Consider the following 23,668-nt stretch of genomic DNA (forward strand, 5'->3'; position numbering starts at 1 on the left):
ACTCATGACCATTGAAGTCGTTTACACCACGGCGTCCACAGCAACCGGCGGCGGCCGCGACGGCCACGTGAAGTCCGACGACGGCCGCATCGATCTCGACACCCGGCCGCCGAAGGCGATGGGCGGCAACGGCGAGGGCACCAATCCCGAGCAAATGTTCTCGGCGGGATACGCGGCCTGCTTCCTAGGCGCGCTGCGGCTGGTGGCCGGCAAGTCGAAGATCAAGCTGGACGACGCCACCAGCGTCACGGTCCAGATCGGCTTCGGCAAGGACTCTTCCGACGGCGGGTTCGGGCTCACCGGGACGATCGTGGGCTACCTGCCCGGTCTCGACCAGGCCGCCGCCACCGATCTGGTGGAGGCCGCGCACGAGGTGTGCCCGTATTCGAAGGCCACCCGCGGCAATGTGGACGTCGAAGTCTCGGCCAAGGTCTAGCCGCTTGGACCCGACGAGGCGAATCTGCGCCGCGGCGGTGACCGTCGCTGTGGCCGTCGTGGCCGCATCGGCGATCCCGAGCGCCGCCGCGCACCCGTCGGAGCCCGGGGTGGTCTCCTACGCGGTCCTCGGCAAGGGGTCGGTCGGCAACATCGTCGGCGGGCCGATGGGCTTCGAGTCGGTGTTCACCGAACCGGTTCAGGGATACTTCGTCGACCTCGCCGACTGCAACAACTGGGCCGACATCGGCCTGCCCGAGGTCTACAACGATCCCGACCTGGCGTCGTTCAACGGGGCCACCAGTCAAACCGCTCCGAACGACCAGACGCACTTCGTCAAGCAGGCGGTCGGGGTGTTCGCCACCCCCGACGCCGCTGCCCGGGCCTTCCACCGGGTGGTCGACCGGACCGTGGGCTGCTCGGGTCAGACCACGGCGATGCACCTGGACAACGGGCAGACGCAGGTCTGGTCGTTCACCGGCGGGCCGGCCGGCGCAGCCGACGAGAACTGGACCAAGCAGGAAGGCGGCACCGATCGCCGGTGCTTCAATCAAACCCGGCTGCGGGAAAACGTCCTGCTGCAGGCCAAGGTTTGCCAATCTGGCAATGCGGGTCCGGCGGTCAACGTGCTGGCCGGGGCGATGCAAAACGCGTTAGGCCAATAGCGCGGTAAATGTGGGTATCTGTCTATCGCGTCGCGAGAACCTGCGGGAACGGGAACTTGTCGGGGCGATCTGCATGATGAAGTGACGGCGGTTATCGTTCCGATAGCCGCCCAAGATGGCGCTCGGCCCGAAGATGTTCGGGTGTGGTCGGGCCCGGAGGGATCGTGATATGACGCTCGCCGCTATCACCACCGCGGCCTCGCAGCGGGATACCGCCCGCCCAATCGAAGCCGAGATGGCAGATTCCTCGGCCGCCGCGCAATACATCGCCGACGGCTGCCTGGTCGATGGTCCGCTGGGTCGCGTCGGCTTGGAGGTCGAGGCGCACTGCTTCGACCCGGCCGATCCGTATCGCCGGCCGAGTTGGAACGAGATCACCGAAGTCATCGAGTCGTTGCCGCCGTTGCCGCGTGCCAGCGCGGTCACCGTCGAGCCCGGCGGCGCCGTCGAACTGTCCGGCCCGCCGGCGGACGACATCGCCGCGGCCATCGGCGCGATGCACACCGATCAGGCCGTGCTGCGCAAGGCATTCGCGAATGTTGGTCTGGGACTTGTCTTTTTGGGCGCCGACCCGTTGCGGCCACCCACGCGCGTGAACCCCGGCGCGCGGTATCGCGCGATGGAGGAATTCTTCGCCGCCAGCGATTCGGCCGAGGCGGGCTCGGCGATGATGACGTCGACCGCCTCGGTTCAGGTCAACGTCGACGCGGGGCCGCAGTCCGGATGGGCGGCGCGGGTGCGGCTGGCGCATGCGCTGGGGCCCACCATGATCGCGATCACCGCCAACTCGCCGATGCTGCGCGGCGAGTTCACCGGCTGGGTGTCCACCCGGCAGCGCGTGTGGGGCGCGATGGACTCCGCGCGCTGCGGCCCGGTCCTGGGTGCCAGCGGCGATGACCCCGGCACCGACTGGGCCCGGTATGCGCTCAAGGCGCCGGTGATGCTGGTGAACAACCCGGAGGCGGTGCCGGTGACGCATTGGGTGCCGTTCACCGACTGGGTCGACGGCCGCGTCTTGCTCGGCGACCGCCGCCCCACCATCGCCGACCTGGACTACCACCTGACCACGCTGTTCCCGCCGGTGCGGCCCAGGCGATGGCTGGAGATCCGCTACCTCGACAGCGTGCCCGACGCCTTGTGGCCCGCGGTGGTGTTCACGTTGGTGTCCCTGCTGGACGACCCGGCCGCCGCCGACCTCGCCGCCGAAGTCGTCGAACCGGTGGCCACCGCGTGGGACACCGCCGCGCGGCTCGGTCTGCGCGATCGGCGGCTGTGCGCGGCGGCCATCCGCTGTGTGGCCATCGCGGCCGAGCGGGCGCCGGCGGAGCTGGCCGAACCGATGGGGCGATTGGTCGACAACGTCGCGCAGGGCCGATGCCCCGGCGACGATTTTTCCGACCAGGTCGTCGGCCACGGCATCGCGGCGACGGTTTCGCAGCTGGCACAAGGGGATCTGTGACGTCTAGGGAACAGCTCGCCGGCGACCTGGAGCGGGCGCGGACGCGCACGCTGAACCTCGTCGATTTCGACGATGCCGAATTGCGCAGGCAGTACGACCCGTTGATGAGCCCACTGGTGTGGGACCTGGCGCACATCGGTCAGCAGGAAGAGCTTTGGTTGCTGCGCGGCGGCGACCCGAACCGGCCCGGCATCCTGCCGCCGCCGGTCGAGGGCCTCTACGACGCCTTCGTGCACTCGCGCGCCAGCCGCGTCGACCTGCCGTTGCTCTCGCCGAACGAGGCCCGATCCTATTGCCGCACAGTGCGTTCCGCGGCGCTGGACGCGCTGGACGCGTTGCCCGACGATCCCGCCGGGGACCGCGCCGCGTTCGTGTACGGCATGGTGGTCAGCCACGAAAACCAGCACGACGAGACCATGCTGCAGGCGCTGAACCTGCGCACCGGGGCCGCGCTGCTGCGCGATCCCGGCCAACTGCCCGCCGGCCGTCCGGACGTGGCGGGCAGCTCGGTGCTGGTGCCCGCCGGCCCGTTCGTGCTCGGCGTGGACGCCGCGGACGAGCCGTACTCGCTGGACAACGAACGCCCCGCCCATGTCGTCGACGTGCCCGCATTCCGGATCGGCCGGGTGCCGGTCACCAACGGCGAATGGCAGGACTTCATCGCCGACGGCGGCTACACCGAGCCGCGCTGGTGGTCGGACCGCGGCTGGGAGCACCGGCTGAGCGTGGGCCTCAGCGCACCGCAGTTCTGGGGTTGCGACGCGCGGACGCGGACCCGGTTCGGCCACGTCGAAGACGTTCCCGCCGACGAGCCCGTCCAGCACGTCAGCTACTTCGAGGCCGAGGCGTACGCGGCCTGGGCCGGCGCCCGGCTGCCCACCGAAATCGAGTGGGAGAAGGCCTGCGCCTGGGACCCGGCGACCAACACGCGGCGCCGCTACCCGTGGGGCGCGCAGGAGCCGTCGACCGCCGTCGCGAACCTGGGCGGCACGTCGCTGCGCCCGGCGCCCGTCGGCGCCTACCCCGCCGGGGCCTCGGCCTACGGCGTCGAGCAGATGCTGGGCGACGTGTGGGAGTGGACCAGCTCGCCGTTGCGCCCCTGGCCCGGGTTCGTGCCGATGATCTACGAGCGCTACTCGCACCCGTTCTTCGACGGCGACTACCGGATCCTGCGCGGCGGCTCGTGGGCGGTGGAATCGGCGATCCTGCGGCCCAGCTTCCGCAACTGGGATCACCCGTACCGTCGTCAGATCTTTTCCGGCGTCCGGTTGGCGTGGGATGGCCCCGACTCCGGGGCCACTGCCTGATGTGCCGTCATCTGGGTTGGCTGGGGACCGACGTCTCGGTGTCCTCGCTGGTGCTCGACCCGCCGTTCGGCCTGCGGGTGCAGTCCTACGCCCCGCGCCGCCAAAAGCACTGCCTGCTGAACGCCGACGGTTGGGGCGTCGGGTTTTTCGACGGATCCGCCGAGGGCGCGGTGCCGCGGCGCTGGCGCAGTGCCGCACCGCTGTGGGGCGACACGTCGTTCGAGTCGGTCGCTCCGGCGCTGCGCAGCCATTGCGTGGTGGCCGCGGTGCGCTCGGCGACCGTCGGGATGCCGATCGAAATCAGCGCCACCGCACCTTTCACCGACGGGCAATGGTTGTTGTCGCACAACGGCATTGTCGACCGCGCCGTGCTGCCGTTGACGTCGTCGGCCGAATCCGTGTGCGACAGTGCGCTATTGGCGTCCGCTATCTTCGCGTTGGGGCTGGACGTGCTGGGCGAGACGATCGCGCAGATCGGATCGCTCGATCGAACTGCCAGGCTGAACATTTTGGCCGCCAATGGTTCTCGCATGCTGGCCACCGCCTGGGGGGACACCTTGTCTATCCTGCGCCGCCCGGACGGGGTGGTGCTGGCCAGCGAACCCTACGACCACGACCCCGCGTGGGAGGACGTGCCGGATCGTCATCTCGTCGACGTCACCGCGCAGGGTGTCACGATGACCGCGCTCGACTAACCGAAAGGACTTTCATGACGCTGACGCTGTCCAACCATCTCAAGGCCGACTCCGCCTACCGGGCGCTACGACGCGATGTGCTCGACGGCCTGCGGGAGATACCGAAGTCGTTGCCGCCCAAGTGGTTCTACGATTCGGTTGGCAGTGATCTGTTCGACCAGATCACCCGGTTGCCAGAGTACTACCCCACCCGCGCCGAGGCCGAGATCCTGCGGACCCGGTCTGCCGAGGTCGCGGCGGCCAGCGAGGCCGACACCCTGGTCGAGCTCGGCAGTGGAACCTCGGAAAAGACCCGGCAGCTGCTGGATGCCCTGCGCGACCGCGGGTCGTTGCGCCGGTTCGTGCCGTTCGACGTCGACTCGAGCATCCTTCAGATCGCGGCCAACGCTATCCAGGAGGAATACCCCGGAGTCGAAATCAAGGCCGTCTGTGGCGATTTCGAGGAACACCTGGGCGAGATCCCCAGCGGCGGGCGGCGCCTGTTCGCATTCCTCGGGTCGACGATCGGCAACCTCACGCCCGGGCCGCGCGCCGAATTCCTCAGGTCTCTGTCGGCGGTCATGCGGCCCGGCGACACGCTGCTGATGGGCACCGACCTGGTCAAGGACACCGACCGGTTGCTGCGCGCCTACGACGACTCGGCCGGGGTGACGGCCCGCTTCAACCGCAACGTGCTCGCGGTGATCAACCGCGAACTCGACGCCGACTTCGACGTCGACGCCTTTGCGCACGTGGCCCGCTGGAACGACGACGAGCAACGCATCGAGATGCGGCTGCGCTCCGAGGTCGGCCAGCGGGTGCGGATCAACGCGCTCGATCTGGCCGTCGACTTCACCGCGGGCGAGGAGATGCTGACCGAGGTGTCCTGCAAATTCCGCCCGGAAGGGGTGAGCGCCGAACTGGCCGACGCGGGATTGCGCCGGGTGCAGTGGTGGACCGACAAGGCGGGCGATTTCGGGCTGTCGTTAGCGCTGAAGTGAGCGCCGGCGACGCGCTGGCCGAGCGATGGCGACAGGCCCGGCCTCCGGTCGCGGGCCTGCACCTGGACAGCGCGGCATGTTCGCGCCAGAGCTTCTCGGTGATCGACGCCGCCGCCCAGCACGCGCGCTACGAGGCCGAGGTCGGCGGCTACGTCGCGGCCGAGGCGGCCGCCCCCGCGCTCGACGCCGGGCGGGCCGCCTTCGCGGCGCTGTGCGGGATGCCCGACGCCGAAGTTGTCTACACCACCGGCTCGTTGAACGCCCTGGACCTGCTGCTCGGCGGTTGGCCGGCCGATCGCCGAAAGGTGGCGTGCCTGCCCGGCGAATACGGCCCCAACCTGGCCGTGCTGGCGGCGCACGGATTCGACCGCCAACTGCTGCCGACGCTCGGCGACGGCCGGTTGGCCCTCGACGACGCGGCGTTCGCGCTGGAGGCCGACCGTCCCGACTTCGTGCACCTGACGGCGGTCGCCAGCCACTGCGGTGTCGTGCAGCCGTTGCCGATGCTCGCCCGGCTGTGCGGCGAGCTGGGCCTGCCGCTGGTCGTCGACGCGGCCCAGGCGCTGGGCCAGGTGGACTGTGCGGCCGGCGCCGACGTCACGTATTCCACCTCGCGCAAGTGGATCGCCGGGCCGCGTGGGGTGGGCGTGCTCGCGGTGCGCCCGGAGTTGATGCAGCGGTTGTCGCCGCGGCTGGCCGCCCCGGAGTGGGCGCCGGCGGCGACGGTGGCCCAGCAGCTCGAATTCGGTGAAGCCAATGTCGCTGCGCGCGTGGGCTTTTCGGTGGCGCTCGGCGAATATCTAGCCTACGGGCCCGAGGCGGTGCGCGCCCGGCTGGCCGAGCTCGGCAGCATCAGCCGCTCCGTGCTGGCCGACGTGCCCGGCTGGTCGGTGATCGAGGAGGCCGAGGAGCCCAGCGCGATCACCACCCTGGCCCCGGTCGACGGCGCCGACCCGCAGGCGGTGCGAGATTGGCTGCTCGCCGAACGACGAATCCTGACCACCTATGCCGGCGTCCAGCGCGCGCCCCTGGAGCTGACGGGGCCGCTGCTGCGGATCTCGCCGCACGCCGACACCACCGCCGCCGACCTGGAGACCTTCGCCGAGGCGCTGATCGCCGCGACCGCCGCCACGGCCGCCGCGTAGCTCAGGCCTTGTGTGCCGACAGTAGGTAGGCGGGCAGCTTCATCCGGTCCTTTTCGTCGCGGTCGTGCGGCGGCATCGGTTGGTCCCCCTGCTGGCGGTCCGCGGGCATGTTCGCGTGCACGAAGGCCGGCCTGATTTCGTCGATCACCCAGTGCTTGCTGACCGCGGCGCGCAACTCGTCCTCGCCGACCTGGTTGGGACGCTGTACCCACTCCTCGGGGAACGCCCCCGTAGCGAACACCAACACGTAATAGTCGGCGCCGGGTGCCGCCGCGCGGTGTATCGAACGCAGGTAGCCATCGCGGCCCTCGACCGGCAGCGAGTGAAACAGCGTGCTGTCGACGATCGTATTGAACTGACCGTCGTGGCCAGTGAACGACGTGATGTCGGCTTGCTCGAAAGTGGCGGAGCTCAGGCCGCGTTCGGCGGCCGCTTTAGTGGCGGCCGCAACTGCCGTGGGCGTCAGGTCGATACCGACGACGGTGTAACCGTCGGCGGCCAGCGACAGCGACAGCTCCGCGACGCCGCAGCCCGCGTCGAGCACGTCACTGCGGAACTTGCCTGCGGCCGCCAGCGCGGCCAACTCCGGCTGCGGCTCACCTATATTCCACGGCGGCGGTCCCTCGAGCCGGCCCTGTTCGCGGTATTCACTGTCCCAGTCCGGTAATTCAGTCGACATGCTGCAAACCTACTCGCTGCCCCAGGTGTGCACTGGTTCGTTGCTGTGCATGTGCTCGCAATACCGCCGCAGCATCTCGGCCAGCGCCGCCGGCCGCGTCATGCCGCCGTCCTGCAGCGCCCGCACCGTCGCCACCTGCCAGCCGGCGCCGTTGCGGCCGGTCTTCGCCCGGCCCTCGATGACACCGAGGAATCGGTCGCGCACCTCGACGTCCACTCCCCAGCCGCTCAGCCCTTCTTCGGCGATCGGCAGCAAGTGATCCAGCACCAACTCCCGCGCGCTCACGTCGCCCAGGTCGGGCCAGTGCAGCCGGGCGTCCATGCCGTGGCGCGCCGATTCGAGGAAATTGTCTTGTGCCGCAGCGAATTCCATCTTCGCCCATAGCGGGTCCTCGGCCGTGGACAGGCTGCGCAGCATGCCGTAGTAGAACGCCGAGTTCGCCAGCATGTCGATGACGGTCGGTCCGGCCGGCAACACCCGGTTCTCCAGCCGCAGGTGCGGGCGGCCGTCGAAGACGTCGTACACCGGCCGATTCCAGCGGTACACGGTGCCGTTGTGCAGCCGCAGCTCGGGGAGCTGCGGGATGCGCCCGGCCGCCAGCTCGGCGACCGGATCCTCGTCTGACAGCTCGGGCAGCAGCGACGGGAAGTAGGCGATGTTCTCCTTGAACAGGTCGAGGATCGAGGTGATCCAGCGTTCGCCGAACCACACCCGCGGCCGCACGCCCTGCGTCTGCAGCTCCTCGGGCCGGGTGTCGGTGGACTGCGTGAACACCTCGATCCGGGTTTCCGCCCACAGCTGGTGGCCGAAGAAGTACGGCGAGTTGGCGCCCAGCGCCAGCTGCGGGCCGGCGATCACCTGGGCCGCGTTCCAGTTGGGCGCGAAGTCGTCGGGAGCCACCTGCAGATGCAATTGCATGCTGGTGCAGGCGGATTCGGGCGCGATCGAGGTGGCCTGCCAGTCCAGCGGTTCCGGGCCGGAGATCTGGATCGGGATGTCCTCGCCGCGCGCATTGAAGATCGAGTCGTTGAGTGCGGCGTACCGGACCGACTCGCTCATCCACTCCTCGTTGAAATGCTCGGGCATCAGCGTGGGCAGGATGCCGATCATCACGATGTGGGCCCCGCCCGCGCCGGCCTTGATCTCGGCGTCGTTGAGGCTGGTGCGCACCTCCGCCTCCAGGTCCAGGGCGGTGTGCCCGGGCAGTGGCCGGGGTGGGACGTTGAATTCGATGTTGTAGGCGCCTAATTCGGTCTGGTACGCGGGATCAGCGATGGCATCCAGGACGTACCGGTTCGACATGGCGGGCTGGTAGTCGCCGTCGACGAGGTTGCATTCGATCTCCATACCGGTCAACGGCCGGTCGGAGTCGAAGCGTGACTGGGCCAGCATCGTCTCGAAGACGTCCAGACTGAGCTGCACCTTGCGCCGGTATTCCCGCCGATGTCCGCGGTCATACGTGGTGCGCTTGACCTCTTCGCCCACAACGCCGATGCAACAGGTTTACCGGCGGTTACGCAAGGGTGACGGTGTCATCGGCGTCGTCGCCCTGCTGCAGATGCGGTGGTCGGGTAGACCATCATGGACGATGAAGTGTCACAGCTCACTACCCAGGAGCAACAATTGGCCGCGTCCGGAGAATTCATAGCCGCCATCGACCAGGGCACTACCAGCACCCGCTGCATGATCTTCGATCACGACGGAACCGAGGTCGCTCGCCACCAGCTCGAGCATGAGCAGATCATGCCGCGCGCCGGCTGGGTCGAGCACAACCCGATCGAGATCTGGGAGCGCACCTCCTCGGTGCTGATGTCGGTGCTTAACTCGGTCGACTTCACGACGAAAGACATTGCCGCCCTGGGGATTACGAACCAGCGCGAGACCACGCTGGTGTGGAATCGGCGCACCGGGCGGCCGTACTGCAACGCCATCGTCTGGCAGGACACCCGCACCGACCGGATCGCGTCGGCGCTGGACAGGGACGGCCGGGGCGACGTGATCCGCCGCAGGGCGGGCCTGCCCCCGGCGACGTACTTCTCCGGCGGGAAGCTGCAGTGGATCCTGGAGAACGTCGACGGCGTGCGCGCGGCCGCCGAGAGCGGCGATGCGCTGTTCGGCACGCCCGACAGCTGGGTGTTATGGAACCTGACCGGCGGCCCGCGGGGCGGCGTGCACGTCACCGACGTCACCAACGCCAGCCGGACCATGCTCATGGACCTGGAGACGCTCGACTGGGACGACGAGCTGCTGTCGTTCTTCTCCATCCCGCGGCAGATGCTGCCCGCGATCGCGTCGTCGTCGCCGCGGCAGCCCTACGGCGTGACCGAGGCCAGCGGGCCGCTGGGCGGCGAAGTGCCGATCACGGGCGTCCTCGGCGATCAGCACGCGGCCATGGTCGGGCAGGTGTGCCTGTCGGCCGGGGAGGCGAAAAATACTTATGGCACCGGCAATTTCCTGCTGCTCAACACCGGCGAGTCGATCGTGCGGTCGGACAACGGCCTGCTGACCACCGTCTGCTACCAATTCGGCGACGCCAAACCGGTCTATGCCCTGGAGGGTTCGATCGCGGTGACCGGATCGGCGGTTCAGTGGCTGCGCGATCAGCTGGGCATCATCAGCGGCGCCGCGCAAAGTGAGTGGCTGGCAAGCCAAGTCGACGACAACGGCGGGGTGTACTTCGTCCCGGCGTTCTCCGGCCTGTTCGCGCCCTACTGGCGATCCGACGCCCGCGGCGCGATCGTGGGGCTGTCGCGCTTCAACACCAACGCGCACGTGGCCCGCGCGACGCTGGAGGCGATCTGCTACCAGAGCCGCGACGTGGTGGACGCCATGGCTGCCGATTCCGGTGTGCGCCTTGAGGTTTTGAAGGTCGACGGCGGCATCACCAACAACGACCTGTGCATGCAGATCCAGGCCGACGTGCTGGGCGTGGACGTGGTACGACCTGTGGTCGCCGAAACCACCGCGCTGGGCGCGGCCTATGCGGCCGGGCTGGCCGTCGGGTTCTGGGCCGACCCGTCCGACCTGCGGGCCAACTGGCAGGAGGACAAGAGGTGGACGCCGGCGTGGAGCGACAACCAGCGCGCGCAGGGGTACGCGGGCTGGCGCAAGGCGGTGCAACGGACGCTCGACTGGGTCGACGTGTCGTAGCCGGTGCGCGCGAAAACGCCCGCCGCCACGGTGTGCCGACGGGCGCTTTCAGAGGCGATCAGTCCTCGCCGAGGATGCCGTAGATCTCGCGTCGCGCGTTGTTGACGATGTCGAGGATGCGCTGCTGCTGTTCCTCGGTCGCGGCGTGCGCGGCTTGCCCAACGGCGCCGAACAATTGGCCGACGGCCGCGCGCAGGTTCATCTGCGTAGGGTCGGCGCCTTCGGCGATCTCGTCCCACGGCGCGGTCTCGATCTGCTCGGCCGCCGCGCGTCCTTCCTCGGTCAGCTCGAAAAGCTTTTTGCTGCCGTGGCTTTCGCCCGCGGTGATCAGGCCTTCGTCGTCGAGCAACTGCAGGGTCGGGTAGACCGAGCCGGGGCTGGGCCGCCAGATTCCGTTGCTGCGTTCGGCGATCTGCTGGATCATTTCGTAGCCGTGCATCGGCTGCTCGGCCAGCAGGCTCAAGATTGCCGCGCGCACGTCACCGCGGCGCCCACGGTTGTGTCCACCGCGACGGCCTCCGCCGCGCCGCCGACCGCCCGGGCCGAAACCGAATCCGGGCCCAAAGCCGGGGCCGAATCCCGGGCCGAAGCCCGGTCCGAATCCCGGGCCGAAACCTGGCCCGAAGGCGTCGTCGCGGCCGTGCTCACGGAGTTGTTCGCGGAATTCCCGCCGGGCATGCCGCCTGGCGTCGTGCATGGCTCGCCGCTGGGCGGCGGGGCCGGGTCCGAAACCGAAGCCGGGTCGGGCGCCGAACGGGCTCTCGGGGGGAGTGAATGGGTTGCTCATTGTTTGTAGTCCTCACATGTATGGGGTCGCGCTCCGGATGGGCGCTTCGGAATATCACGATATATCGTAAACTAACGCGATGCAACGTTGATATCGCTTCGGCGGCCCCGAGCTTCCCGGAAAACGGCCTTGAGCTGTAGCGGAGCGCCAGCGGTTTGCTTCGCGGGTCGGCGGGTACAGATAGCGGGATGAACGCTGACAAGTCCAACGTGAGGTTCGATACCTCACCCCGCACGACGGACCCGGCGAGAAGCGAACTCGGCCGGAGCGCGCAAACCTGGCCGTGGGTCAACTGGGGCCTGGCGCTGTCGACCGTGCCGGCCTCGGCGATCGTGATGCTTTTCGCCCTCGGCGCCGTGATGAGCACCGACGGCTGCACCGACGGCGGTTGTCCCAACCTCGGGCGCGGGGGAATCGATTTCGGTATCGCGTTCTACGGCGCGCCGCTGGTGGCCTTTGTCGTCATCGTCATCTCGTTTTTCACGGCGAAGCGCCGCAAGGGCGTCGTGGTGCCGTTATGCGGTTGGGCGCTGCTGATCGCCGACGTCGCCTTGATGGCGGCCAGCGTCGCGGGCTAAGCCGCGGCTGAAATACGCGACTGCAATCAATGCGGCGGTGAGAAGCCATCCCGCTGATCCTGCGGCGGCCACGGTGTCGCCTGCGCCGGTTGCTGACTCGGCCACGGCGGTGGCGGCGGAAACTGGGGCCCGGCCCCGTAGGGCGCCGGCCCCGGCGGCCAGGGCGCGGGTCCCGGCGGCATCTGCGGGCGCAGTCGCGCCAGCTCCCGGCGATGCCGCTCGGCCAGGACGGCCGTCAGGACCAGTTCGGGCGGGGCGCCGGGCGGGGGCGGCGGCGCGATCCGCGACACCACATCGTTGGCAATGCGGTACGCCATCTGCTGGCGCAGCTGCCGATCGAGTTGTGTTGCCCGCGAGAGGAATTGGCGCGCGACCTCGGCCTGCCCGGCATCCAGGCCCGACAGCTGCAGCGACGACGCCCACCAGGCGAGCGACGGCGGCATCACCGGCGGGGCTGCGAGCCGGGGCGTGCGCTCGCTGACGACGATGGTGCCGGCGAAGATGTCGCCGATGCGTTTGGCCTTCGCCGACAAGATGCTGCTGATCACCGCGGGACTGCCCAGGAACATCCAGATCTCGATCAACGAGGCCAGCGCGCGAAAGAGGGCCTGCCGGAAGCGTTCTGGCCCGCCGTCGTCGGCCACCACCCGCAGGCCCATGACCATCTTGCCCACCGAGCGGCCCCGCGTCGCGGTCTCGAATATCAGGGGATAGCCGACCACCACCAGCACGGTGAAGATGATCAGGATGGCGGTGCTCAGCGCCTCGTCGAACTGGCTAAGGGTCGCCGCCCACAGAATCAGCCCCAGGATGTAGCAGACGAAGATCACCGTGACGTCGATCAGCGCGCTCAACGCCCGCACCGGCAACTGGGCGATCTGCACATCGAGCACCACAGCATCCCCGGTCACCACCTCCGACATAACACCGAACGGTACAGGTTGCGCGGGTGGCGTCGGTCGCGTCCGGCTACCCCGGATGTGCGATTAGGCTGCCCAGGGTGGACGTCGACGCATTCGTGCTGGCCCATCGCCCTACCTGGGACCGGCTGGAGCAGTTGGTCAAGAAGCGAAGGTCGCTGACCGGCGCCGAGGTCGACGAACTCGTCGAGCTCTACCAGCGGGTGTCGACGCATCTTTCGACGCTGCGATCGGCCTCGTCGGATTCGGTGATGATCGGCCGCCTCTCCAGCCTGATCGCGCGCGCCCGCTCGGCGGTGACGGGTGCCCACGCGCCGGTTAGCAGCGCGTTCGTCCGGTTCTGGACGGTGTCCTTTCCGGTCGTCGCCTACAACAGCTGGCGGTGGTGGCTGGGCGCCGCGGTTGGCTTTTTCGCTGTGGTCGTGATCGTCGCATTCTGGGTGGCGGGCAATCCCGAGGTGCAGTCCGCGCTCGGAACACCAAGTGACATCGACCAATTGATCAACCACGATGTCGCGTCCTATTACAGCGACCACCCGGCCGCGGCGTTCGCGCTGCAGGTGTGGGTGAACAACTCCTGGGTGTCCGCCCAGTGCATCGCGATGGCGGTGCTGCTCGGCATCCCGATCCCGTTCATCTTGTTCCAGAACGCCGCCAACGTGGGCGTGATCGCGGGTCTGATGTTTCCGGCCGGCAAGGGCGGACTGCTGCTGGGCCTGCTGCTTCCGCACGGCTTGCTGGAGCTGACCGCGGTGTTCCTGGCCGGGGCGGCCGGCATGCGGCTGGGGTGGTCGGTGGTCTCGCCGGGGGACCGTCCGCGCGGCCAAGTGCTCGCCGAGCAGGGCCGGGCCGTGGTGTCGGTCGCGGTGGGATTGGTGGGGGTGCTGCTGGTCTCGGGGTTGATCGAGGCGTTGGTGACGCCGTCGCCGCTGCCGACGTTCGTGCGGATCGCCATCGGGATCCTCGCCGAGGTGGGGTTTTTGTCCTACATCGTCTACTTCGGCCGCCGGGCCGCCAAGGCGGGGGAGACGGGCGACATCGACGACGCCCCCGACATCGTCCCCACCCGCTGAGCGGAACCTACAGCCGCCCAGTCGCTTTCATCGCCAGATACCGGTCGGCCAGCGCCGGCGCCAGTTCGGCGGGCGGGGCATCGACCACTTCCACGCCGCTTCGGCGCAACCGGGTCGCGATCGCGCTGCGCTCGTTGCGGGACCGCTCTGCGGCCGCGGCGTCGTAGACCGCGGCCGCGTCCGACCGGCCCGCGACCATCTGGTCGACGCGGGGATCGGCCACCGCGGCAAGCAGCACGTGGTGTTTGGACGACAGCTGCGGCAGCACCGGCAGCAGGCCCTCGTCGAGGGCCGTCGCGTTCAGATCGGTCAGCAGCACCACCAGCGACCGCCGCCGGGTGCGCCGCGCGATCGCGGCAACCATTGTGCGCCAATCCGATTCGACCAGCGTCGGCTGCAGCGGCGCCATCGCCTCGACCAGCTGGGCGAGTAGCTCGGTGCGGGAGGCGCCGAACACGCCGGCCCGGCTGATCCGGTCGTGGGCGAGGAAGTCGACGTGGTCGCCGGCCCGCGACGCGAGCGCGGCCAGCAGCAGTGCGGCATCCATCGACCAGTCCAGCCGGGGCCAGCCCGCGGGATCGGCGGCGGTCGGGTCGACGCCCACCCGTCCGGCGGCCATCCGCCCGGTGTCGAGCACGATCACCACCCGCCGGTCGCGCTCGGGCCGCCAGGTGCGCACCATGACGTCGGCGCGCCGCGCCGTGGCCCGCCAGTCGATCGAGCGTACGTCGTCGCCGACGACATACTCGCGCAGCGAGTCGAATTCGGTGCCCTGCCCGCGAATCAGCGTCGGTAGCAAGCCGTCGATCTCGCGCAACTTGGCCAGCCGCGACGGTAAGTGCTTGCGGGACAAGAACGGTGGCAACACCCGCAGCTGGCCGGGTATCGGCTGCGAGCTCTGCCGCCCGGCCAGCCCCAGCGGGCCGATCGATCGGGCCGTCACCACGGCAGCCCGCTGGTCGCCGCGGCGGACCGGTCGCAGCTGCGTCAGCACCTGCTGCTGTTGCCCGGCGGCGATGCGGATGCGATGGATGCGTGGTTCGGCGCGGGCGCTGGGCGGCCAGGCGTCGCGGACCTGGCCGCGAAAGCCGCGGCGCCCGTCGTTGTGGATCAGCAGGGTCGCCTCCGCCTGCTGGCCTAGCCGAACGGACGTGTCGGGCGAACGCGTGTAGCGCAGCTTTCGCGGGCTGGCCGCAAGCGCGATGTCCACGGCCAGCACCGCGGTCAGCGCCAGCAATAGAAGCACGAAAGCCCTTGCCGGCCAAGGCGAGAACGCGATCGGTAGGACGCAGATCAGCGCCAGCAGGCCGGTGCGTCCGGTCAGGACCACTAGCGGGGCACCGGAACCGACGCCAGGATCCCCTCCAGCACGCCGTCCGGCGTGGCGCCCTCGAGCTCGGCTTCGGGCCGCAGCATCACCCGGTGGCGCAGCGTCGGGCGCGCCATGGCCTTCACGTCGTCGGGGGTGACGTAGTTGCGCCCGGACAGCCAGGCCCACGAGCGGGCGGTGCCGAGCAGGGCCGTCGCGCCGCGGGGCGACACACCCAGCTGCAGCGCGGGCGACGAGCGGGTGGCGCCGACGATGTCGACGATGTAGCCGAGCACCTCGTCGGCGACCAGAACCTGTTGTACGGCTTGGCGTCCCGCGGCCAGCTCGGCGGGGCCGGCGACGGGCTGGATAAGGGACAGGTCCCGGGGATCGAAGCCGTGGGCGTGCCTGCCGAGGATGGCGATCTCCGAATCGCGCGACGGCAGCGTCACATTCAGCTTCAGCAGGAACCGGTCCAGCTGCGCCTCGGGCAGCTGGTAGGTGCCCTCGTATTCGATCGGGTTCTGTGTCGCGGCGACGATGAACGGGTCGGGCAGCGGCCGGGCCTCGCCGTCCACGGTGACCTGACGTTCCTCCATGGCCTCGAGCAGCGCGGCCTGCGTCTTGGGTGGCGTCCGGTTGATCTCGTCGGCCAGCAGCAGGTTGGTGAACACCGGTCCGGGCCGGAACGTGAACGCGGCGCTGCGCGTGTCGTACACCAGCGAGCCGGTGACGTCGCCGGGCATCAGGTCGGGGGTGAACTGCACCCGCTTGAACTCCAGTTGCAGGGCCGCGGACAGCGCACGGACCATGAGCGTCTTCGCCACGCCCGGAACGCCTTCCAGCAGCACGTGACCGCGGCACAGCAATGCGATCACCAGGCCGCTGATCACTCCTTCCTGTCCGACGATGGCCTTGGCGAGCTCGCCGCGCAGCGCCAGCAGCGCTTCTCGCGCCGATTCGGCGGTGGGGTTGGAGTCGGGGGACGGGTGAGTCACGAGTGTGCGACCTGCCTTTCGATGTCGTCGAGCGCGCGGGCGAGTTGGAGCAAGTCATTGTCGGTGGCCGGCGGCGGGCCGAACAGATGATAGGAAACGAATCCGGCATCGGCCCCGCCGCGCTGGGCCGCGGTCGCGATGACGGCCTGCGGCGGTGCCTGGGGGCCCAGGCCCAGTCGTGGCAGCAGCCGCTGCAAGGTCGCGGTGCGCAGCGCCACGGCCGCGCGGTCGCGGGCCCGGCGGGATCGGTACAGCCGGCCGCGGCCCTCCACGGTCTCCGACGCGCGGACCACGACGGGCAGCTGCTCGGACACCAGCGGGCCGGGGCGGCGGCCCTTCCACAGCGCGACCAGCAGCACGACCAGCCACAGCTGCCCGGCGGCCCAGATGACGTTGTCCGGGATCATGTCCGAAAGCGATGTGCCAGAGGACGTTTCACCTTCCGCGTGGTGCGGGGCGTACCAGATGAGGCGGGGCCGGTCGCCCGCCAGGTTCATCGCCAGCGCGGCGTTGCCGGCCTGCGCCAAACCGCCGTTGGTCATGAAGTCGGTGTTGCCCACCGCCGTGACGGTTCGCCCGCCGTCCCGGTACCGGATCAACACGCCGTCATAGCAGCTCGTCACCGTTCGGTCCTTGCCGACGACGTAGCTGTCGCTCGGCCCGAAGCGCACCGCGCCGGCCCGAGTAGCTTCCCGCAGAGAGCAATTCGGATCGCTGTCGAAGCTACTGGAGGGCGAGATGCGCACGCCGGGCATCAGCGCCTCGCGGGCTCGCACGGTCGGTTCCACCAGCAGCAGGTCGCCGGGGGCCTTCGCCAGCCGGTCCAGCAGCCCGTCGTCGGTCAGGTACTGGCTCTGTGCCACCAGGATCAGTGTGTCGGGCCGCGTGGCCCGCTCGACGTCGCCGATGGTGTCGGCCACCACCACTTCGACGCCCCCGTCGCGCAGCAGCGTCGCCAGCGCGCGGGCGCCGTCGGGATCGGTGGCCGACGGATCCATGGTGTCGCCCGGGCGCGGCGCGGTCAGGTAGGTGCCGATCCCGGCGATTATCGCGAGCACCACCAGCGCCAGCGCGACCCAGGCCCAGGAACTTCGGCGCGATTGCGGCCGTGCCGCGCTGGTCGCGGTCATCGGACCTGCGCCCAGGAGTCGACCGCGGCGGGCTGACCGGCCGCCGACGCTGCGGCGGGGACGCGTGAGCGCAGGTGGTCGTCGAGGTCGACGATCATCTGGTAGGAGGGCTGGGTGCCGGGCCGCTCGCCGTAGGTCACATCATTGAATGTGGTTGCCGCCCCGGATAATTCGACTGCCAGATGCGGCAGTGCGGCGCCCGCGGCGGTGGCCAGTTCGTTGGCGGTGCGGCCCGGTGCCGGCTCGAGGACGCCGGTCTCTTCGAGCTGCCGGGCGACGGCGCGCAACCGGTGCCGGATTGCCGCAGCCCAATTCCCCTCGGCCGCAGAGCTTTCGGCCAGCGCGCGATGCTGCGCCGCGGTGAGTTGGGCGGCTTCGAACAACTCGTAGTCGCCACCACGTTTGGTGCGCATGGTGCGTCTGGCGATGTGGACCGCGACGATCACCGCGATGACGAGCAGAATCAGCAACACCATGGTGGTGAACCAGCCACCCGGAATCGTCGAGGCCTTCTGCAGCATCCGGTACACCAGTTCGTTGATCCAGTCCAGGAACTGCTGCCACGCGGAGGCCTTGGAATAGATCGGCCGGTCGAGCTCGGTTTGCGCGGCCTGGTGCGCGGCATCGCGTTCGATGTCGATAGAGGGCACTGTCAGCTAGTCCTCGCTCAGCCTGCGAAAGGCCGGGTAAGCCAGAGGTTGTCGGTCGACGTGTCGGCGTAGGCGCCGCCGTTGGCGCCGCTCTGCAGCACCAGATCGAATGCCTCGGCGCGCATCCGGCGGTCGGCGTAGAGCAGCACGATGACTCCGGCGTTGAACGGCGCCGTGATGATCTGCCCGATGGCCCCGCCGATGGCGGTGATCGTGGTGCCGGCGAGCAGAAGTCCGATGGACGCCCCGCCGATCGTCATCACCTGGCTCACGATGCTGAACGGGGCGGCGACGGCGCCCGAGACGACGGCGGCCACGATGTAGGTCAGCACCCGGATACCGAGCACCCGCCAGAAGCCGTGCCGTATCAGGGCGAAGGACCGGGTGATCGCCTCGATGACGGGCAGCCGCTCCAGCACGATCAGCACCGGCGCGAACAACACCACGGTGTAGAGGTAGATCGCCAGCGCGACCACGGCGAGCGTCAGCGGGATACCCAGCAGGACCGCGGCGGCGCCCCCGGCGACCGCTGCCGCCAGAGCGATGAGCACCACCACCAGGCCGACCAGGGCCGCCAACACCGCCGCTTCCAGGACGGCCAGGCCGAACAGGGGCAGCAGTCGGCCGCGAATCCTGGCCCAGGTCTCGCCGATGGTGATCGAGGAACCGAACACCGCGCGCCCGACGATGACGGTGAGCATGCCGGACAGCAGCATGCTGCCGAGCCAGGTGACCAGCATGCTGCCGGACACCGACGCCAGATACCCGCCCACGACGCCGAAGTTCGGCCGGTCCGGCCGGTCGCTCGACATCCGGCCGTACGCGGCCAGCGGCACGACGGTGGCGATCAGCGTAATGATCTGCATGACCACAACCACCATTACCGTCAGGCCCAGCGTCGCCTTCGGATTGGTGCGGATGTAGCCGACGGCGCCGTTGAAAATTTCGCTCAGGGTCAGCGGCCGCAGCGGGATGATCCCGGGCTTGAGCGCGGTCGGACCCTGGCCGGGGCCGTAGCCAGGCGGCGGGCCATAGCCGGGGGGCGGTCCGTACCCGGGGGGCGGCCCATAGCTAACCAGGCGGCAGCGCGCTCACCGTGTCCGGCAGCCGTCGTCGTTCGTCATGGACTCCATCCTGTCGGCGCTCGGGCCTTTTCACAATCTTGGAACGGTCTCGCGTCCCGGCGCCGCTGGCCTGCACAGTCTCCTCAAATGCGCGGACGCGTAGCGTCTCAGGCATGGCGGAACTCAAATCCCGGATCAGGGCCGACCTGACCGAGGCAATGAAGGCCCAGGATAAGTTGCGAACGGCCACCCTGCGCATGCTGCTGGCCGCGATCCAGACCGAGGAAGTCTCCGGCAAGCAGGCCAGGGAGCTCTCCGACGATGACATCCTCAAAGTGCTGGCCAGGGAGGCCCGCAAGCGCGCCGAATCGGCCGAGATCTATACCCAGAACGGTCGCGGCGAGCTGGCCGCCACCGAACACGCCGAGGCCCGCGTCATCGACGAGTATCTGCCGACGCCGCTGACCGAGGCCGAGCTGGCCGACGTCGCCGACACCGCCATCGCCCAGGTCGCCGAGGCGATCGGCGAACGTCCGTCGATCAAACAGATGGGCCAGGTTATGAAGGCCGCTACCGCGATCGCGGCAGGCAAGGCCGACGGCGCACGGCTGTCCGCGGCGGTCAAAGAGCGCCTCTAAGGCCTCCGTTTGTCTCAATAGTGCCGGGGTAACCGTCCGGTATGACGAAGTTCGGCTACACGTTGATGACCGAGCAGAGCGCGCCCAAAGACCTTGTCCGGTATGCGGTTTCGGCCGAAGAGCTCGGATTCGACTTCGAGGTGTGCAGCGACCACTTCTCCCCGTGGCTGACGTCGCAGGGGCATGCGCCCAACGCCTGGGCCGTGCTCGGCGCGGTGGCACATGCCACCGAACAGGTGGATCTGTACACCTATGTCACGTGCCCGACGATGCGCTATCACCCGGCGATCGTCGCTCAGCAGGCCGCCACCGTGCAGATTCTCTCCGACGGGCGGTTCACGCTGGGGCTGGGCAGCGGCGAGAACCTCAACGAACACGTCGTCGGGAAGGGCTGGCCAACCGTCGAACGGCGCCAGGACATGCTGCGCGAGGCCATCAAGATCATCCGCGAGCTGTTCGGTGGCCGGCTGGTGAACTGGCGCGGCGACTACTTCCAGGTGGACTCCGCGCGGCTGTGGGACGTGCCTGAGGTCCCCGTCGGCCTCGGTGTCGCGATGAGCGGCGCGAACAGCGTCGAGAAGTTCTCCAAGCTCACCGACCACCTGATCGCGGTGCAGCCTGACAAGGAGCTGGTCGACGCCTGGCACGGCGCCCGTCAGGCCGCCAACGGCGCCGAAGGCGGGCGGGTGGTCGGGCAGATACCCGTGTGCTGGGATCCCGACCGCGACGCGGCGATCGAACGCGCACACGACCAATTCCGGTGGTTCGGCGGCGGCTGGGCCGTCAACGCCGACCTGCCGACGCCGGCGGGTTTCGCGGGCGCGACGCAATTCGTCCGCCCCGAAGACGTCGCCGAGAGCATTCCGTGCGGTCCCGACCTGGACGCGATCGTGGATGCCGTCCGGCCGTATTGGGAGGCCGGCTTCACCGACGTCGCGCTGCTTCAGATCGGCGGGGATTCCCAAGATCTGTTCCTGTCCGAAGTCGCCGACCCGTTACTCAAGGCGCTGCGAGAGGCGTCCTCCTGATCGGTTTGACCTGATTTGGCAAGGGTATTCGCCTGACCATGGCTAGCTCAGCATTGGTAAACGGTTTGGGCGTAGCGAGTTTGGGGCTGGGCCTCAGCGAGCTGCTCGCCCCCGAGAAGGTCGCCGCGCTCTCCGGCGTCGACGACAACGATCGGTCGCGCAAAGTGATCCGCGCGCTTGGTGCACGCGAATGTGGCCATGGCGCAGCGCTATTGGGTGGCCCGGACAAGCTGGTATGGACCAGAGTCGCCGGCGACGTATTGGATGTGGCGCTGCTGGCGGCCGGGGTGATCCGGCGCGGCCCGGGCCGTCGTCGGCGCGGAACGATCGCCCTTGCGGCGCTTAGCGGGATCGGCGCGCTGGACCTGTACGCGGCAGTGCGCACCACAAGCAACGGATCGGCATGAAAGGAGCACATCGATGTCGAATGAATTGCAGGGCAAGCGAATCGCGATCCTGGCCGCCGACGGCGTAGAAAAGGTTGAACTCGAGCAACCGCGTGCGGCGCTGAAGGGAGCCGGCGCCCAAACGGAGATTCTTTCGCTGAAAACCGGCGAGATACAGGCGCGCGAGCATGATCTCGAGCCGGCGGGCAAATTCGCGGTCGACCGCGCGGTGTCGGACGCGTCGGTGGCGGAATTCGACGGCCTGGTGCTGCCCGGCGGCACGGTGAATCCGGACAAGCTTCGTGCCGACGAGTCGGCCGTATCGTTCGTCCGCGAATTCGTCGAATCCGGAAAGCCGGTCGGCGCGATCTGCCATGGGCCGTGGACGCTGGTGGAGGCCGGTGTGGCGGCGGGGCGCACGCTGACGTCGTATCCGAGCATCCGGACCGACCTGCGCAATGCGGGCGCGAACGTGGTGGACAAGGAAGTCGTCGTCGACGGCAACCTGATCACCAGTCGTTCGCCATCGGACCTGCCGGCGTTTTGCGCCACCCTCATCGAGCAACTGGGGCACGCCGCCGCGGAGTGAACTCCGCAAACTTCAGTTTCGTTTGGGGGGCCGCTTTCGGGGCATTACAACGATACGCCGTGAATGCCGCGGCGATATGTCGAAAGGCCCACCGTTGACCATCGCCTACCCCGCCCCGGCCGGATTCTTGGCTGATTCCAACGTGTATCAGCCGCAAGACGACTCGCGTTTACTCGTCGAGGCGATGCGATGCAGCGGACTGGTACCGCAGCGGCGGGTGCTGGATTTGTGCACCGGCAGCGGCTTCGTCGCGATCGCCGCGTCCGAAATGGGTTGTGCGGACGTGACTGCCTTCGATATCTGCTCGCACGCCGTGCGTTGCTCGCGGGCCAACGTGGCGATTGCCGGGGTGGACGTCGACGTGCGCAAGGGCTCGTGGTCGGAAGCCCTCGATCACGGCACGTTCGACGTCGTGGTCTCGAATCCGCCCTATGTTCCGACGCCGGCGGAAGGAGACGCGCAGGTGTTGTCGCCGAACGCCGGGCCGTCCTGGGCGTGGAACGCCGGTCCCGATGGGCGCCTGGTGCTCGACCCGCTGTGCGCCTCGGTGTCAAAGCTGCTGTGCGACGGCGGTTCTCTGCTGCTGGTGCAGTCGGCCCTCGCCGGTACCCAACGTTCCCTGGACACGCTACGATCCACCGGCATGGACGCTGAAGTTGTTGCCTCGCGGTGGATTCCATTCGGTCCCGTGCTGTCGGCCAGGGCGGAGTGGCTTGAGAACGTCGGCCTGGTGCAGCGCGGATGCCGCGAGGAGGAGCTGGTCGTGATCCGGGCGGACAAGCCATGACCGCGACGCGGGTGCGGGTGATACCCAAGGGGCCCGTCCTGGTGTCGGGACCGGTGCGCATCGAGATGCCCGACGGGCAGGTGGTCGAATCCGACCGGTTCATGGTCGCCATCTGCAGCTGTTCGCGCAGCAAGCAATACCCGCTCTGCGACACCAGTCACCGGCGCTGTCGCACCCTCAAAGACGCTGTGCCAGAAGCTAGCTGATCGGCAGCCGCAACGACGTCTTGTCCTGCTTCCAGCAGGACATGATCATGTCGGCAAGCTGGCTTTCGACCACGTCGCCCGCGCGGATGCCGAAAATGACGTCGCGCTCCAGCTGCGGCTCTGCGGCGACGAGATCGCCGACCACATCCAGCCGGACCACCTGTTCGTGCACCGCATCGGCTTCCACGTGCTCGCCGTAGAACGTGATGCAGGGCAGCGGGGCACCCAGCCGGTCCAGGGCCTGCACCATCCGCCGCGAGCCCGGCGGTGAGGTGATCTCCGTCGCCGCGAAGTGTCCGATCGCCGCGCCCCGCAGCCAGCGGTGCAAGCCGAACATCGACATCAGGTTCACCACCGCGAGGGCCTCGGCCGGGACGGCGTCCAGGTAGCTCAGGTACGTCGGATCCAGATCGGCGGCCGCCAGCAGATCGGCGTAGAGCTGCTGATGCACCCGGGGGCCAAGGCCCGCGCCGTACTCGTCGTACTCGATGGCCACAAACGCGGCCTTGGCGCCGCCCGTCAGGCGTGGAATCGCCCAGGCGTGTGGATCGCCCTCTTTGAGGTGATACACGGATCGGTGCACGAAGTATTCGCGCATCTGCTGCCAGTTCCCGCTATCGCGCAGGTGGTACGACGGCCCCGTCCCGTTGACGGGCTCGATGGAGATGGCTTCCATCTCCTGGGCCGCGGTGCGGTCGGGTTCGATGGGGCCTACGTCGCGGCGCACGCCGGTCAAGAAGGCGCGCTCGAGTTCGGCGCGCAAATGCAGCAGGTCGGGGTTCCACTCCCAAGTGGGATCAACCCCCGCGAAGCCCCGGTAATGCAGCTCGTAGCACATGCACAGGGCCAGTTGCAGGTCCAGGCCATACGGGTCCGAATCGCGCACCGACGCGCTGACGTGCGCGAGGCGGTCGTGCGACGGAGGCCCGGTCAAGGCGTGCTGAACGGCCGTCGACAGCGGCCCGTGCGCCGCCGGTAGGCCGGGTTCAACCATGGTCGAGGCTCGAGTC

Annotated in this window: 25 protein-coding genes and 1 pseudogene; 16 read left to right on the top strand and 10 right to left on the bottom strand. The window is 68.9% G+C overall.

What is annotated here, in order from left to right; translation table 11 throughout:
• The first annotated feature begins 4 nt into the window (after positions 1-4).
• The 7 genes from MRAB57_RS09660 to egtE all read left to right on the top strand — a co-directional run bounded on the left by MRAB57_RS09660 (position 5) and on the right by egtE (position 6,686).
• On the top strand, positions 5-436 hold the full coding sequence (locus tag MRAB57_RS09660; RefSeq protein ID WP_077087364.1) for an organic hydroperoxide resistance protein: 432 nt from the start codon (positions 5-7) through the stop codon (positions 434-436).
• Between the two features lie 4 nt (positions 437-440).
• Positions 441-1,100: a sensor domain-containing protein gene (locus tag MRAB57_RS09665; RefSeq protein ID WP_245835889.1), complete on the top strand. Its 660-nt coding sequence runs from the start codon at positions 441-443 to the stop codon at positions 1,098-1,100.
• 169 nt (positions 1,101-1,269) lie between these two features.
• Entirely contained in the window at positions 1,270-2,559 is a 1,290-nt protein-coding gene (egtA, locus tag MRAB57_RS09670; protein ID WP_077087366.1) for an ergothioneine biosynthesis glutamate--cysteine ligase EgtA, read from the top strand.
• Positions 2,556-3,866, top strand: a complete 1,311-nt coding sequence (egtB, locus tag MRAB57_RS09675; protein WP_077087367.1) for an ergothioneine biosynthesis protein EgtB — start codon at positions 2,556-2,558, stop codon at positions 3,864-3,866. Before egtA ends, egtB begins: the two co-directional genes overlap by 4 nt.
• Positions 3,866-4,561, top strand: coding sequence for an ergothioneine biosynthesis protein EgtC (egtC, locus tag MRAB57_RS09680; protein ID WP_077087368.1), 696 nt, complete (start codon positions 3,866-3,868; stop codon positions 4,559-4,561). The genes egtB and egtC overlap by 1 nt, the downstream gene beginning before the upstream one ends.
• Positions 4,562-4,575: 14 nt before the next feature.
• A complete protein-coding gene (gene egtD, locus MRAB57_RS09685) occupies positions 4,576-5,541 on the top strand; it encodes an L-histidine N(alpha)-methyltransferase (RefSeq protein WP_077087369.1) in 966 nt (321 codons plus the stop codon).
• The gene (gene egtE / locus MRAB57_RS09690; protein WP_077087370.1) at positions 5,538-6,686 is read left to right on the top strand and encodes an ergothioneine biosynthesis PLP-dependent enzyme EgtE; all 1,149 of its coding nucleotides are present in this window, start codon (positions 5,538-5,540) and stop codon (positions 6,684-6,686) included. The genes egtD and egtE overlap by 4 nt, the downstream gene beginning before the upstream one ends.
• A gap of 1 nt (position 6,687) precedes the next feature.
• Here the strand turns inward: egtE and MRAB57_RS09695 are convergent, their stop codons facing one another.
• Both MRAB57_RS09695 and MRAB57_RS09700 read right to left on the bottom strand, forming a co-directional pair.
• Positions 6,688-7,365 carry a class I SAM-dependent methyltransferase gene (locus MRAB57_RS09695; RefSeq protein ID WP_077087371.1) on the bottom strand — a complete coding sequence of 226 codons (678 nt, stop codon included), beginning with the start codon at positions 7,363-7,365 and terminating at the stop codon, positions 6,688-6,690.
• Positions 7,366-7,374: 9 nt separating this feature from the next.
• Entirely contained in the window at positions 7,375-8,850 is a 1,476-nt protein-coding gene (locus MRAB57_RS09700; RefSeq protein ID WP_077087372.1) for a glutamate-cysteine ligase family protein, read from the bottom strand.
• Positions 8,851-8,946: 96 nt separating this feature from the next.
• Here MRAB57_RS09700 and glpK point away from each other — a divergent pair, with 96 nt between their 5' ends.
• The gene (glpK, locus tag MRAB57_RS09705; protein WP_173813924.1) at positions 8,947-10,515 is read left to right on the top strand and encodes a glycerol kinase GlpK; all 1,569 of its coding nucleotides are present in this window, start codon (positions 8,947-8,949) and stop codon (positions 10,513-10,515) included.
• A gap of 58 nt (positions 10,516-10,573) precedes the next feature.
• Here the strand turns inward: glpK and MRAB57_RS09710 are convergent, their stop codons facing one another.
• Entirely contained in the window at positions 10,574-11,302 is a 729-nt protein-coding gene (locus tag MRAB57_RS09710; RefSeq protein ID WP_077087373.1) for a PadR family transcriptional regulator, read from the bottom strand.
• A 188-nt stretch (positions 11,303-11,490) separates the two neighbouring features.
• Here MRAB57_RS09710 and MRAB57_RS09715 point away from each other — a divergent pair, with 188 nt between their 5' ends.
• The gene (locus tag MRAB57_RS09715; RefSeq protein ID WP_077087374.1) at positions 11,491-11,880 is read left to right on the top strand and encodes a hypothetical protein; all 390 of its coding nucleotides are present in this window, start codon (positions 11,491-11,493) and stop codon (positions 11,878-11,880) included.
• Between the two features lie 26 nt (positions 11,881-11,906).
• Here the strand turns inward: MRAB57_RS09715 and MRAB57_RS09720 are convergent, their stop codons facing one another.
• Entirely contained in the window at positions 11,907-12,803 is an 897-nt protein-coding gene (locus MRAB57_RS09720) for an RDD family protein (protein ID WP_077087375.1), read from the bottom strand.
• A gap of 77 nt (positions 12,804-12,880) precedes the next feature.
• Here MRAB57_RS09720 and MRAB57_RS09725 point away from each other — a divergent pair, with 77 nt between their 5' ends.
• Positions 12,881-13,873 carry a stage II sporulation protein M gene (locus tag MRAB57_RS09725; RefSeq protein WP_077087376.1) on the top strand — a complete coding sequence of 331 codons (993 nt, stop codon included), beginning with the start codon at positions 12,881-12,883 and terminating at the stop codon, positions 13,871-13,873.
• A gap of 7 nt (positions 13,874-13,880) precedes the next feature.
• Here the strand turns inward: MRAB57_RS09725 and MRAB57_RS09730 are convergent, their stop codons facing one another.
• The 5 genes and pseudogenes from MRAB57_RS09730 to MRAB57_RS09750 all read right to left on the bottom strand — a co-directional run bounded on the left by MRAB57_RS09730 (position 13,881) and on the right by MRAB57_RS09750 (position 19,160).
• Positions 13,881-15,203 carry a DUF58 domain-containing protein gene (locus tag MRAB57_RS09730; RefSeq protein ID WP_077087377.1) on the bottom strand — a complete coding sequence of 441 codons (1,323 nt, stop codon included), beginning with the start codon at positions 15,201-15,203 and terminating at the stop codon, positions 13,881-13,883.
• Positions 15,203-16,180, bottom strand: a complete 978-nt coding sequence (locus MRAB57_RS09735) for an AAA family ATPase (protein ID WP_077087378.1) — start codon at positions 16,178-16,180, stop codon at positions 15,203-15,205. The genes MRAB57_RS09730 and MRAB57_RS09735 overlap by 1 nt, the downstream gene beginning before the upstream one ends.
• Entirely contained in the window at positions 16,177-17,310 is a 1,134-nt protein-coding gene (locus MRAB57_RS09740; protein WP_077087379.1) for a DUF4350 domain-containing protein, read from the bottom strand. The genes MRAB57_RS09735 and MRAB57_RS09740 overlap by 4 nt, the downstream gene beginning before the upstream one ends.
• Positions 17,307-17,960 (bottom strand): DUF4129 domain-containing protein, encoded by a 654-nt coding sequence (locus MRAB57_RS09745; RefSeq protein ID WP_077087380.1) that lies wholly within the window; start codon positions 17,958-17,960, stop codon positions 17,307-17,309. Before MRAB57_RS09745 ends, MRAB57_RS09740 begins: the two co-directional genes overlap by 4 nt.
• 17 nt (positions 17,961-17,977) lie before the next feature.
• Positions 17,978-19,160 (bottom strand): annotated as a pseudogene (locus MRAB57_RS09750) (DUF7847 domain-containing protein).
• A 37-nt stretch (positions 19,161-19,197) separates the two neighbouring features.
• On the opposite strand from MRAB57_RS09750, the gene MRAB57_RS09755 reads away from it, so the two are divergent.
• The 6 genes from MRAB57_RS09755 to MRAB57_RS09780 all read left to right on the top strand — a co-directional run bounded on the left by MRAB57_RS09755 (position 19,198) and on the right by MRAB57_RS09780 (position 22,658).
• Positions 19,198-19,662, top strand: a complete 465-nt coding sequence (locus MRAB57_RS09755; RefSeq protein ID WP_077087381.1) for a GatB/YqeY domain-containing protein — start codon at positions 19,198-19,200, stop codon at positions 19,660-19,662.
• A gap of 41 nt (positions 19,663-19,703) precedes the next feature.
• Positions 19,704-20,690 carry an LLM class F420-dependent oxidoreductase gene (locus tag MRAB57_RS09760; RefSeq protein ID WP_077087382.1) on the top strand — a complete coding sequence of 329 codons (987 nt, stop codon included), beginning with the start codon at positions 19,704-19,706 and terminating at the stop codon, positions 20,688-20,690.
• Positions 20,691-20,728: 38 nt separating this feature from the next.
• Positions 20,729-21,097, top strand: coding sequence for a malate dehydrogenase (locus MRAB57_RS09765; RefSeq protein ID WP_077087383.1), 369 nt, complete (start codon positions 20,729-20,731; stop codon positions 21,095-21,097).
• 13 nt (positions 21,098-21,110) lie between these two features.
• Positions 21,111-21,665, top strand: a complete 555-nt coding sequence (locus tag MRAB57_RS09770; protein ID WP_077087384.1) for a type 1 glutamine amidotransferase domain-containing protein — start codon at positions 21,111-21,113, stop codon at positions 21,663-21,665.
• 94 nt (positions 21,666-21,759) lie between these two features.
• A complete protein-coding gene (locus MRAB57_RS09775) occupies positions 21,760-22,452 on the top strand; it encodes a HemK2/MTQ2 family protein methyltransferase (RefSeq protein ID WP_077090507.1) in 693 nt (230 codons plus the stop codon).
• On the top strand, positions 22,449-22,658 hold the full coding sequence (locus MRAB57_RS09780; RefSeq protein ID WP_077087385.1) for a CDGSH iron-sulfur domain-containing protein: 210 nt from the start codon (positions 22,449-22,451) through the stop codon (positions 22,656-22,658). Before MRAB57_RS09775 ends, MRAB57_RS09780 begins: the two co-directional genes overlap by 4 nt.
• Here MRAB57_RS09780 and MRAB57_RS09785 read toward each other — a convergent pair.
• Positions 22,651-23,652 carry an iron-containing redox enzyme family protein gene (locus MRAB57_RS09785; protein WP_083743357.1) on the bottom strand — a complete coding sequence of 334 codons (1,002 nt, stop codon included), beginning with the start codon at positions 23,650-23,652 and terminating at the stop codon, positions 22,651-22,653. The genes MRAB57_RS09780 and MRAB57_RS09785 overlap by 8 nt on opposite strands.
• Positions 23,653-23,668: the final 16 nt, after the last annotated feature.

The sequence above is a fragment of the Mycobacterium rhizamassiliense genome (assembly GCF_900157375.1).
Taxonomy (GTDB): Bacteria; Actinomycetota; Actinomycetes; order Mycobacteriales; family Mycobacteriaceae; genus Mycobacterium; species Mycobacterium rhizamassiliense.